Source organism: Streptomyces sp. 15-116A (assembly GCF_025290915.1).
Taxonomy (GTDB): domain Bacteria; phylum Actinomycetota; class Actinomycetes; order Streptomycetales; family Streptomycetaceae; genus Streptomyces.
This window is the reverse complement of sequence record NZ_JAOCQE010000195.1, coordinates 1-11,955: the sequence shown is the minus strand read 5'-3', so window position 1 is coordinate 11,955 and position 11,955 is coordinate 1. Positions and strand designations below refer to the sequence as shown.

The following is an 11,955-nucleotide window of genomic DNA, read 5'->3' as shown; positions in this document are numbered from 1 at the left end:
GAAGGCCAGCGGACCGGCCGCACCCCAGCGCTCGGCTGCCCGGCGCGCCGCGTCCACCGCGTCGACGAGCCCCTCCACCGCCGCCTCCGGCACCGGATCGCCCGGCGTCACATGCTCCGACAGCCGCAGCGGCCACTTCGCCGTGTGCACCGGCAGGGGCGCCCCGCCGTCCGTGTCCGCCACCACGAGTCTGACCGTCTTCGAACCCACATCCACCACGCTCGTCCGCATGGCCCGGTGGGTACCCCGCCGGGGGTGATTCACCCGTTCTTCACCCGCACGCCGGCTCCCCGACATGCGAATTCAGGCCATCTGCCGCCGCACCAGCTCGTGCAGCCGGCCGCTCGTGTCGGCGAGGAGCCGGGCGGGCGGCCCCTGCTGGACCACCTTGCCGTCCTCCATCACGATCACCCGGTCCGCGTCCAGCACCGTCGACAGCCGGTGCGCGATGACGATCCGGGTCGCTTCCAGCGCCTTGGTGCTCTCGATCACCGTGCGCTGCGTCTCGTTGTCCAGGGCGCTGGTCGCCTCGTCGAAGAAGAGGATCCGCGGCCGGCGGATCAGCGCCTGGGCGATCATCAGCCGCTGCCGCTGACCGCCGGAGACCGCACCGCTGCCGGACACGATGGTGTGCAGCCCCATCGGCATCCGTTTGATGTCCTCGGCCAGCCCCGCCATCTCCGCCGCCGCCATCGCCTCCTCCGGCGTGTACGGCTCGGTGCCGCAGATGACGTCCAGGATCGAGCCGGTGAACGGCTGCGCGTGCTGGAGCACCACACCGCACTGCCTGCGCACCGCCGACTGGTCGAGCGCGGCCAGGTCCTGACCGTCGTAGAGCACGCTGCCGGACAGCGGCTTGTCGAAGCCGATCAGCAGCCGCAGCAGCGTCGACTTGCCGCAGCCGCTGGGGCCGACGATCGCCACGAACTCGCCCGGCCGCACCTCGAAGGACACGTCGTCGAGGACCAGCGGCCCGTCGTCGGTGTAGCGGAACGACAGCCGCCGCGCCTCGATCGCCCCGGTCAGCGGCCCCGGCCGGGTGCTCGCCGCACGCACCTCCGGGGTGGCGTCGAGGACCGGCTTGATCTGTTCGAACAGCGGCAGCGCGGCCACCCCGGACACGAACGCGCCGGTCAGCTGGGTGACGGAGGTCAGCACCATCGTCACCGAGGTGTTGAAGGTGAGGAACTCGGCCGCCGTCATCGAGCCCCGCGCCGGTCCCGCCAGCAGCATGAACATCGCCAACGTGCACAGCGGCAGATAGACCGAGCCCAGCACCGCCGTCAGGTTCTTGATCCGGCCCGCCTTCTGCTGCAGCTCACGGCTGCGGGCGAACTCGGACGCCCAGGCGGCGTACGCGTAGTTCTCGGCGGCAGCCACCCGCAGCTTGGGCAGCCCGCGCAGGGTCTGGAAGGCCTGGTTGTTCAGCTTGTTGGTGAGCACCACGAGCCGCCGCTGCCAGCGCACCTGCCACAGCCCGAGTCCCAGGAACACGCCCGCGATGACGACCAGCATCCCCATCGCCGCGAGCGCCATCGGCACGCTGAACCACAGCAGCAGCCCCAGGTTCATCGCGCCCACGGTGACCGACTGGGCCACCGTCGGGCCCACCCCGGCCAGCAGCCGGCGGATCGCGCTGATGCCCATGGCGGCGCTCGCCAGCTCACCGGTCGACCGCTCGGTGAAGAACGTCGTCGGCAGCCTCAGCAGCCGGTCCCAGACGGCCGGCTGGAGCGTGGCCTCCACCCGCCCCTCCAGCCGCAGCAGCGTCAGGTTCTGCAGCAGCATGAACACCGCCGCGACCACGCTGCTGAGGATCACCGCGAGACACACCTGCACGATCAGCCCGGTCTGCGCCTTCGGCACGAACTCGCCGAGCACCTTGCCGGTCGCGATCGGCACCAGCGCCCCGATCGCCACCGTCACCAGACCGCTCAGCAGCAGCGCCGTCAGATCACCGCGGGTGCCCGTCATACAGAACCGCATCAGCCGGAGCGGGCTCAGCCGCCGCTCGGGCAGCGGCCGGTAGAACATCACCGCGCGCGGCTCGAACTCCTCGGCGTTCGCCCTCTCGATCGGCGTCTCCCGGCCGGTCGAGGGATGCACCGCCACATAGCCGCCGCGCCGCCACAGCAGCGCCACCGGCGCACCCGACAGGGCCCGGTGACCCACCAGCGGCCCCACGTTCTCCCGCCACCAGCGGCCGTCCAGCCGTACGGCCCGGGTCCGCAGCAGGGAGGCCACGGCGATCCGCTCCACCGGATCGAGCCGGTCGCCGCCGGTCCCCGCCTGGGCGGGCTCGGCGAGGGTGATCCCCGCCGCGCGCGCCACCAGCTTGCACGCCGCGTAGGTGGCGTCCGCGTCGGCGGCCGTGGTGCGCTGCGCGGAGCGCTTGCCGATCGCGGCGAGCAGCGTCCGGTCGGCCTGGGCGCGCACCGCCTCACCGGCCTTGATGCCCTCCGCGGTGCGCGTCTCGTGGGTCTGCTCCAGCTGCTCGATCCAGCGGTCCAGCGTGGTCATCAGCCGGTACTGCTGGTCCACCATGGACTGCCACAGCGCCGGGTCCATCAGCAGATCGGCCGCCGCCTCGGCGCCGTACAGCGAGCCGTACTGCACGCTGCCCGGCGGCACCTGCATCCAGAAGACCTCGTCGTCGGCGGGCGCCGCGCCGCGCTCGCTCGCCATCGGCGCCTGGAACAGCACCGCCAGGCTGCGGCCGACGCCGAGGGCGAGAGCGTACTCCAGCGGGCTGGTGGCCGGCGGCACGTACTGGGGGTTGCCGTACTCGTCGTACGACCAGGTCTCGGTGGTCGCGGGCTGGTACAGCTCGCGCAGGCCGATGCGGTGCACCACGCAGTCCCGCAGCGGACGCGCCACCAGCGTGTGCCGGGGGCCCGCCCCCGGACCGAGCAGCAGCGAGCCCGCCTCCAGCCGGCCCAGGTGGTGCCAGTGGCCCTGCTGCTCGGCGTCCACCGCGAACAGGTCCACCGCGCCGGACGCGATCAGCCACAGCACCTGGGGACCTTCCAGGTCGAGGCGGCTGAACCCGGCGCAGTCGATCCGCGTACCGAGCTGCCCGAGCGCGTCGAGGACGAGGTCCCCCTGATGTACCGAGGTCATCTCACCGCTCCCTGACCAGCGCCGCGTACGCGCCGCCGCGCGCCACCAGCTCCTCGTGCCGTCCGCGCTCCACCACCGTGCCGTGGTCGAGGACGACGATCTCGTCGCTGTCGCGGACCGTGCTCAGCCGGTGCGCGATCACCACGCAGGCGCAGCCGCGGCGGCGCAGGTTGTCCATCACCACCTGCTCGGTCTCGGCGTCCAGCGCGCTGGTCACCTCGTCGAGCACCAGGATGCTGGGCCGCCGCACCAGGGCCCGGGCGATCTCCAGGCGCTGGCGCTGCCCGCCGGAATAGTTCCGCCCGTCCTGCTCGACCGGACTGTGGATGCCGCCCGGACGGCGCATGATCACGTCGTACAGGGCGGCGTCCTTCAGCGCCTCGACCACGGCGTCGTCCGGGATCGACGGGTCCCACAGCGCCACGTTGTCGCGGACCGTTCCCTCGAACAGGAACACGTCCTGGTCGACGAAGGAGACGGACGCCGCGAGCGCGCCGCGCGGGATGTCCTCGATGCGCCGGCCGTCGATGCGGATCACGCCCTCCCACGGCGCGTACAGGCCCGAGATGAGCCGGGACACCGTGGACTTGCCGCTGCCCGAGCCGCCGACGAGCGCCACCTGCTGCCCGGGTCCCACCGTCAGGTCGAAACCGGTCAGCAGCGGCTGGTCGAGCGGGTTGTAGCCGAAGGTGATGTTCTGCAGCTCGACATGACCGTGCAGCCGGCGCGTCGACTCCCCGGCGCCGGGCCGCCCGTAGAGCGGGTCGGCGCGGAAGTTCTCCACGTCCTTCAGCCGGGCCACGTCGGCCGCGAAGTCCTGGATCCGGCCCACGACGCCGTTGAGCCGGGTCAGCGGTGCGGTGAAGCGGGTGACCAGCGCCTGGAAGGCGACCAGCAGACCCACCGAGATGTGCCCCTCGACCGCCCGCATCCCGCCGATCCACAGGATCAGCGCGCTGTTGAGCGTGGCGAGCGTCGGCGCGACCACACCCAGCCAGGCGCTCGGCACCCCGAGCCGCTGCTGCTCCTCCAGCGTGGTCGCGTGCTGCCCCGCCCACTTGCGGAAGTAGCCGTCCTCGCCGCCGGTCGCCTTCATCGTCTCGATCAGCTGCAGACCGGTGTACGCCGTGTTGGTGAGCCGTGCGGTGTCCGCGCGCAGCTTCGCCGTGCGGGTCGCGCGCAGCCGGACGACGACCCGCATCGCCACCAGGTTCAGCAGCGCCACCCCGACGCCGACGAACGTCAGCTGCGGGTCGTAGGTGTACAGCAGCACCGCGTACAGCACGACCACCACCGCGTCCACGCCCGCCGCCGACAGATCGCGGGCCAGCGTCTCGGCCACGGCGTCGTTGGACTGCAGTCGCTGCACCAGATCGGCCGGGCTGCGCTGGGAGAAGAACGTCACCGGCAGCCGCAGCAGATGGCGCAGGAAGCGCGCGCTGGACAGCGTGGAGGAGATGATCCGGCCGTGCAGCAGATTGGCCTGCTGCAACCAGGTCAGCACCAGGGTGAGCAGCACACACGCACCCATCGACAGGAACAGCACGTCCAGCGTCGACGTCCGGTGACCGATCAGGAAGTCGTCGATGAAGGTACGGCTGAGCCCGGGCAGCGCAGCGCCCACCGCCACCAGCAGCAGGCTGGCGAGCACCACCGCGGGCATCGTGCCCGCCGTGCCGCGCAGCCGGGCCGGCATCGCCCCGAGCACCCCCGGCTTGCGGCCGCCCCGCTTGAAGTCCTCGCCGGGCTCCATCACCAGCACGACGCCGGTGAAGCTGCCGTCGAAGTCCTCCAGCGGGACGAAACGGCGGCCCTTGCCGGGGTCGTTGACGAACACCCCGCGGCGGCCGAAGCGGCGCCCCATGCCGTCGTAGACGACGTAGTGGTTGAACTCCCAGAACAGGATCGCCGGCCCCTGCACCTCCGCGAGGGCCGCGAGGTCCATCTGCATACCCTTGGCGGTCAGGCCGTAACTGCGCGCCGCCTTCAGCAGATTGCTGGCGCGCGAGCCGTCGCGGGAGACACCGCAGGCGATGCGCAGCTCCTCGAGCGGGACATGGCGGCCGTAGTGGCCGAGCACCATCGCCAGGGAGGCGGCGCCGCACTCGACGGCCTCCATCTGCAGCACGGTGGGCGTACGGACGGTCCGGGTGCGGGACTTGGGCACGCTGCGGCGGGGAGGGGCGGCGCGGCGTCTGCCGCGGGACTGCTGCGCGGTGCTCACGGCAGCAGCCAGTCGACGGGACGCCGGTCGGCCAGCCGGATCGAACCGGTGGCCAGGGTCATCGACGTCAGCTCGAACGGCGGGCCGTCCGCCGAGGACCATGCGTAGCCGCTCTTCGTGGCGGACGACTTCTCCAGCTCGACCGTGACGGCCACGGGCCTGCCCTTCTTGGTGAACTCCTCGCCCAGCTGGCTGTCGCCGAGGAACGCGGCGATCTGCTGCGGGGACTGCGCCGAGCGGTCCACGGACTTCACCTCGCCGTGCAGCACGCCGTACTCCTCGCTCGGCACCGACTGCACGGTCAGGTCGACGGAGGCGTGCGCGGGAATCCCGGCGGCGCTCTCGGCGGGGACGTACACGGTGGCGTAGAGGGGGTCCTTGGCGCGGGCGACCTTCTCGACGGCGGCGACGTTCGCGCCCGTCCGGATGATCTGCCCCACGCTGGCGGCGAGCGCGGTGACGCGGCCCGCGTCCAGGGTGCGCACGACGGTGTCGCCCTGTCCGGTACGGACTTTCAGCACCGGGGAGTTGGCGGGCAGGCGTGTGCCCTGCTTCGCGAGGACCGCGGTGACCTGGCCGGCGACGGGGCTCTGGAGGACGTAACTGCCCTGCCCGTGCGTGAGAATGGCGGGCGCGCTGACCGTGGACGACACCGATCCGGTCACCGCCCACACCGAGGCGGCGGCCATCGCGATCACGGCCACGGACAGCACCAGCCACCCCTGCGGGCGGGCGAGACGCACCGGGAGGTCCAGCTCCTCCGGTGACTGGAGCTTGGCGAGGGCCTGTTGGCGGAACTGCACGGGTCTTCCCTCACCTGCGGGACTCGAGCGACGTGACGACGGGTGACGGCACCGCTGAGTCCCGGAACCGCGGGTACGGCTCCGGGACTCAAGGGGCACAAGGCGCGATCAGAGACCGGCGACCAGGTTCGTGACCGGGGCGGTGTTCAGGCCGGTGGCACCCTCGACGGTGCCGACGACCGTGTCCACCACGGCGGAGACCGGGGCGATGCTGTCCACCGCGCCCGTCAGGGTGTTCACGGCGTTCACGGACAGGCCGCCGGAGACGCTGTCGAGCTCGGCGTCAGAGATCTCGACGGTCTCGAACTGGGGGGTGGAGTTCATGATGGAACTTCCCTTCGTATGGATATTTCACAAGGGGGAGAGCGGCCCCCTCTGGGGACAGCGAAGGCCGCGACCGCGCGGGCGCCGAACGCCCGTCGCCGGGAGCCCGGAACGGCCTTGCGGTGCGATGGATCAAAGCACGCGGCGGGCGCGGGCTTCCAATCAACCAAGCCCCTCACCAGGGAACTTGCGGCGCTGCGGCGCCCAACCGTGCAGATCGGCGCACGGCTCGGTGGCGACTTCTTCACATGCCCCACCGCATCGGCTCATCCCGCCGCTTGCCTCCCGGGGGAAGGAATCCGGCACACCGGCCCCAAAGGCGTGAGTGGGGCCGCCGGCGTGTGGACGGTTGCCTGCGCCGGTGACCGGGTTGGGCATTCGATGTGCAGATTCGCTGAAGCCAGGATTCCGCTCCGTGATCGCAACGGATCGCATCCGGCCGATCGCTGTGTGTGTTGATCGCGTCTCGTTTCGATCGGTGTGCCGTGGCCGGTTCCGTTCCGTCAACCGCGCGTCCGCACAGGCATTTGAACGCCCCGTACGACCCGTGCGTACCACCTGCCATCCAGGCGCCCCGAACTGCTGCCGCACGGCGGCACGACTCCCGTCCCCCCAGGAGGTCGAGAAGTTTGAGTCACAAGCGAATTCCGAAGCGCAAGGCCGCGATCGCGGCGGGCAGCGTGGTGGCGCTCGGCGCCGCCGCCATCCTGCTGCCGAACGCCAACGCGTCCCAGGACGGCGCGTCGGACGATGCGGCGGCGGCGCCGAAGACACTGAAGGCGGGCGATGCCTCGGATCTCGCCTCGCAGCTCTCCGGGCTCCTCGGTGACGCGTTCGCCGGCTCGTACTACGACGGCGACAAGCAGCAGCTCGTCGTCAACGTCATACCCGGCGACAACAACAACGTCATCGTGCAGGCGAAGCGGGCGGGCGCGGTCGTCCGCGAGGTCGACAACAGCATGCAGGAGCTGGAGAGCGGGGCGCAGACCCTGAAGGCCAAGGCCACCATCCCCGGCACCTCGTGGGCCGTCGACCCGCGCACCAACAAGATCCTCGTCACCGCGGACAGCACGGTGACCGGCGAGAAGTGGGACAGACTGGAGTCCACCGTGCGGAGCCTCGGCTCCGGCATGGCGACCATCAAGAAGTCCGCGGGCACGTTCAAGCCGTTCGTCTCCGGCGGCGACGCCATCTTCGCGGGCGGCTCGCGCTGCTCCCTCGGCTTCAACGTCACCGCGAGCGACGGCACCCCCGCCTTCCTGACGGCCGGTCACTGCACGCTCGGCGGCAACGAGTGGTCCGACCAGCAGGGCGGCCAGCCGATCGCCACCGTCGACCAGTCCGTCTTCCCCGGCGAGGGGGACTTCGCGCTCGTCAAGTACAACGACCCGGCGACCGAGGCGCCCAGCGAGGTCAATGTCGGCGGCCAGACCGTGGCGATCAGCCAGGCCGCGGAGGCCACCGTCGGCCAGGAGGTGTTCCGGATGGGCAGCACCACCGGGCTCGCCGACGGCCAGGTGCTCGGCCTCGACGCCACGGTGAACTACCCCGAGGGCACGGTCACCGGCCTCATCCAGACCAACGTCTGCGCCGAGCCCGGCGACAGCGGCGGCTCGATGTTCACCCAGGACGGCCTCGCCCTCGGCCTCACCTCGGGCGGCAGCGGCGACTGCACCCAGGGCGGCGAGACCTTCTTCCAGCCGGTCACCACAGCACTGGCCGCGGTGGGCGCGACCCTCGGCGAGGGCGGCGAGGGCGCCGGCGACCAGGCGGGCGGCGAGGAGGCCGGCGCCGGTGAGCAGGGCGCGGGCGAGGAAGCCGGCGACGACCAGGGCGCGGGCAACGGCCAGGGTGCCGGAAACGGCCAGGGCGCGGGCAATGAGCAGGGTGCCGGCAACGGTCAAGGCGCGGACAACGGCCAGGGCGTCGGCAACGGGCAGGAGGCCGAGGACGGCTCCGGTCTGACACAGACCGGCTGACCCGGCTCCCGAGCCGACCGCCCGGTGAAGGGCGATCACCGGCCCGGCCCCGCACCCCACGGTGACGGGACCGGGCCGGCTCCGCGCCGCCCGCGACGGTTGCCTCCGCGCCGCCCGCGACCGGCGTCAGCCGTCCGGCAGCGCCCGCAGCAACAGCAGCGCGATGTCGTCCAACCGCCCCTCCGCATCGGCCGCATGCTGCACCAGCGCGTCGGCGAGGTCGTCCAGAGGACGGTCGCCGAGGTCGGTGAGACGGTGGCGGAGGTCGGTCAGGGCGTCCTCGAAATCCGTGCCGGGGGATTCGACCAGGCCGTCGGTGTAGAGCACCAGCAGGGAGCCGGGGGAGAGGGCGACCTCCGTCGTCGGATACGTCGCCGAACCGTCGATCCCGAGCAGCGGCCCACCGGCCAGATCCAGCACCCGCGCCCGCCCGTCCGGCTTCCTCAGCAGCGGCGGCGGATGACCCGCACGGGCCATCACGGCCCGCCCCCGCGCCGGATCCAGCCGCAGATACAGGCAGCTCGCGAACAGATCGGACCCCAGGTCGAGCAGCAGCCGGTTGGTGCTGCGCATGACCTCCTCCGGCGCCTGCCCCACCGCCGTGTACGCCCGCACCGCCGTACGGACCTGCCCCATCAGCCCCGCCGCCGTCACGTTGTGCCCCTGGACATCGCCGATGACCGCCGCGGCCTTGCCCTGCGTCGGCACCAGGTCGTAGAAGTCGCCGCCGATCTCCATGCCCTGAGTGGCCGGCAGATAACGGGCCGCCGCCTCGATGCCGTCCAGCGAGGGCAGCGAGTGCGGCAGCAGCGCCTCCTGCAAGCCGTGCGCCAGCCGGTGCTTGGCGTCGTACAGCAGCGCCCGCTCCAGCGCCTGCGCGATCAGGCTCGCCAGACTCGTCAGCACCGCCCGCTCCTCCGTCGCGAAGTGGTGCGGCGCCGCGTACGACAGCACACACGTCCCCACCGGCCGCCCCGAGGCGATCAGCGGCAGATAGGCGAACGCGGAGAAGGAGGACGGGTTCACGGTGATCGCCGGATACAGCCGCTCGATCTCGTCCCGGGTCTCGAAGAACGCGGGCACGCCGCTGCGCAGCACCTGGCTCCCGGGCGTCGGCTCGGACAGCGGCATCCCGTCGTACCGCTCCACGACCCCCGGATCCTCGTATCCCCGGTGCCCCAGCACCCGCAGCCGCCCGGCCCGGGACCCCAGCACCACCAGCCCCTGGCTGCCCACCGCGGGCGCGATCTCGTCGGCGACGAGCTGCACCACGTCCTGCACGCCCACCGCCTCGGTCAGCGCCCCCGCGAGGCTCAGCACCTGTGTGATGCTGACCAGCCGTCTCGGCGCCTCGCCGGGTGGCGGGGCGGCCCGGTTCATCTCCGCCACGCCGCGGGCCCGGCTGATCCGCACGCTCAGCCCGTTCGTGCTCGGGTACAGCCGGAACGACAGCCACTCGCCGGGCGGCCGCAGCGCCACGAACGACGTCACATGCTGGCTGAACAGCGCCGCCCGGTAGCGGTCCTCGTACACCGGATCGTTCAGCCACGGCACGGACGCCCACAGATGCGCGCCGATCAGCCGCGTGACCGGAACGTCCAGCAACTCGCTCGCCGCCGCGTTCGCGAAGCCGACCCGTCCGTGCAGGTCGAGCGAGCACAGCCCGTACGGCAGCCGCGCCACCATCCGGGCCGCCTCCACCGAGCCCAGCGTGCCGGCCACCCCGCCCACCAGCGGCGCGGCCAGCAGATCGGGCTCCGGCAGCACCGGCACGCTCTGCTCAGCGGCCCGCTCCAGCCGCATCGCCAGCCGGTCGCAGGCCGCGGTCAGATGATCGCGCTCCCAGTCGGACAGCTCCGGCGGATGGGTGCCGGGCCAGGTCACGAAGATCGCCCCGTACGCCTTGGTCTCGGTCGCCACCGGCAGCGCGGCCAGGGAGAAGGGGTACGGCAGGACGACCGCGATCCGGGGATAGCGACGCGCCATGTCCTCCTGGTCGCCGACCCACACCAGCCGGCGCTCGCGCACCGCGTCGGACACCGGGATCGGCGCACTGAGCCCCACCCGCTCCCAGGGCGCCGCGAAGGCGCGGGGCAGGCCCGCCATCACCGCCATCTCCAGCACCGGCTGCTCCGGCGAGAGCAGATACACCGCCCCGGAGTGGGCGTGCACCTCGTCCATCATCGAAGCCAGCGTCAACGAGAGCAGCGGACGCCCGACCGGCGCTCGCACACTCGCCGGCGCCTGCGCGGACGACTGCCCGTCGGACACGCCGACCACCTCCTCGCACGGCCGCCCCACCGACTCCGGATCCAATCTCCTCCCTACGGGGCGGTCCCGCACGGCGAGCGCCGAAGAGGGGGCGGGGTTCCCGGCCCCCGTGGGGAGCAGAGCGCGGCCGGCGGCCACGGTGCACTTCCGTCTACCCCGGTCTTGCGCCCGCACGCCGGGGCCGCGCCCCCGCACGCCGGGGCCGTGCCCCCGCGCGCCCCCCGTTTCCCCGCCGTGCCCGGCGCGCGCCCGTGAGCGCGCCGCCCAGGTCCGTACACCGAGTCGCCCAGGTCCGTACATTCGGCACGTATCGTGCGCCCACGCACCCCTGACCTCCACGGATCGCCCGCAGGGGCTGCGCGGGTGTCTCATTAGCGCTGTAATGGCCAACGTGGTCGGTGAGGGCGCTGCGGGACGCAGCACGAAGATTCTGCGTGCGGAAGGCGCCCTCAGGACGATCACGGTCGACCAGGAGTCCCCCGAACGTCTGCGCAGGGTCCTGGAACAGGCGCTCGTCTTCGCGGGCGCCGCCTTCGTCGCCGTGTACACGCCCTCGACCGACGGCGAGCTGCTGCACCTGGTCGAGTCGGCCGGAGCCCCGGGCACCCTCTACGGCGTACGCGACAGCTACCCCACGGCCGGACGCTCCCCGGTCGCCGAGGCCCTGCGCGGCGGGCAGCCGGTGTGGCTCGGCCCGAAGGAGCTGTCCGAGCACGCGCAGTCCCGGCGCATACCGGCCCGTGACTTCTCCCTGGCCGCCCTGCCCGTGCGCGACGGCGGCGGCTGTCTGCTCGCCGTCACCGAGCGCCCCGACGGCTTCGGCGCCGACGACCGGGCCTGTCTGCGGCTCGTCGCCGACGCCGTCGCCTTCCCCGCCCCGGCCGCGGCCCCCGACGGCGCGGACCTCCCGCCCGGCGCCTTCAGCCTCGCCATGGACAGCGGCCGGGTCCGCGTCGGCGACGGCATCCTGGAGCTGTTCGGCCTCGACCCCGACGACTTCGACGGCCGGGTGGAGACCCTGCTGAGCCTGACCGTGCCGGAGGACCTGCCCTCGCTGATGTCCGTCGTCGAGGCCGACCACATGTCCATCGGCGACCGCGAGCTGGAGTTCCGGGTGCTGCAGCCCGCCGGCCCGCCGAAGTGGCTGCGGCTGCGCGGCCGGCTGCTGTCCGGCGGCGAGGGCCGCCCCGCCCGCCTGGTGGGCTCCGTCGCCGACGCCTCCACCCTGCGCTCC

Annotated in this window: 7 protein-coding genes and 1 pseudogene; 2 read left to right on the top strand and 6 right to left on the bottom strand. The window is 72.6% G+C overall.

The window, feature by feature from the left end; genetic code table 11:
• The 5 genes and pseudogenes from N4P33_RS25285 to N4P33_RS25265 all read right to left on the bottom strand — a co-directional run.
• Nucleotides 1–231: pseudogene (locus N4P33_RS25285) on the bottom strand (Ppx/GppA family phosphatase); the annotation flags it as partial.
• A 72-nt stretch (nt 232–303) separates the two neighbouring features.
• Complete coding sequence (locus tag N4P33_RS25280; RefSeq protein WP_260829052.1) at nt 304–3,120, bottom strand: NHLP bacteriocin export ABC transporter permease/ATPase subunit; 2,817 nt, start codon at nt 3,118–3,120, stop codon at nt 304–306.
• Between the two features lies 1 nt (nt 3,121).
• Entirely contained in the window at nt 3,122–5,344 is a 2,223-nt protein-coding gene (locus N4P33_RS25275; RefSeq protein WP_260829051.1) for an NHLP family bacteriocin export ABC transporter peptidase/permease/ATPase subunit, read from the bottom strand.
• Entirely contained in the window at nt 5,341–6,147 is an 807-nt protein-coding gene (locus N4P33_RS25270) for an HlyD family efflux transporter periplasmic adaptor subunit (protein ID WP_260829050.1), read from the bottom strand. Before N4P33_RS25270 ends, N4P33_RS25275 begins: the two co-directional genes overlap by 4 nt.
• Nucleotides 6,148–6,255: 108 nt before the next feature.
• Nucleotides 6,256–6,471, bottom strand: coding sequence for a type A2 lantipeptide (locus tag N4P33_RS25265; protein ID WP_260829049.1), 216 nt, complete (start codon nt 6,469–6,471; stop codon nt 6,256–6,258).
• A 629-nt stretch (nt 6,472–7,100) separates the two neighbouring features.
• Between N4P33_RS25265 and N4P33_RS25260 the strand changes: the two genes are divergently transcribed.
• Nucleotides 7,101–8,450 (top strand): S1 family peptidase, encoded by a 1,350-nt coding sequence (locus N4P33_RS25260; RefSeq protein WP_260829048.1) that lies wholly within the window; start codon nt 7,101–7,103, stop codon nt 8,448–8,450.
• A 126-nt stretch (nt 8,451–8,576) separates the two neighbouring features.
• On the opposite strand, the gene N4P33_RS25255 is transcribed toward N4P33_RS25260, so the two are convergent.
• Complete coding sequence (locus N4P33_RS25255; protein ID WP_260829047.1) at nt 8,577–10,721, bottom strand: SpoIIE family protein phosphatase; 2,145 nt, start codon at nt 10,719–10,721, stop codon at nt 8,577–8,579.
• 382 nt (nt 10,722–11,103) lie between these two features.
• Between N4P33_RS25255 and N4P33_RS25250 the strand changes: the two genes are divergently transcribed.
• The coding region (locus N4P33_RS25250) for a GAF domain-containing protein (protein ID WP_260829046.1) at nt 11,104–11,955 on the top strand (852 nt) is incomplete at its 3' end.

What these genes read in the sequence shown, in the direction of transcription:
- N4P33_RS25280 (WP_260829052.1), bottom strand. Translation starts at nt 3,120, where the DNA reads ATGACCTCGGTACATCAGGGGGACCTCGTCCTCGACGCGCTCGGGCAG.
- N4P33_RS25265 (WP_260829049.1), bottom strand. Translation starts at nt 6,471, where the DNA reads ATGAACTCCACCCCCCAGTTCGAGACCGTCGAGATCTCTGACGCCGAG.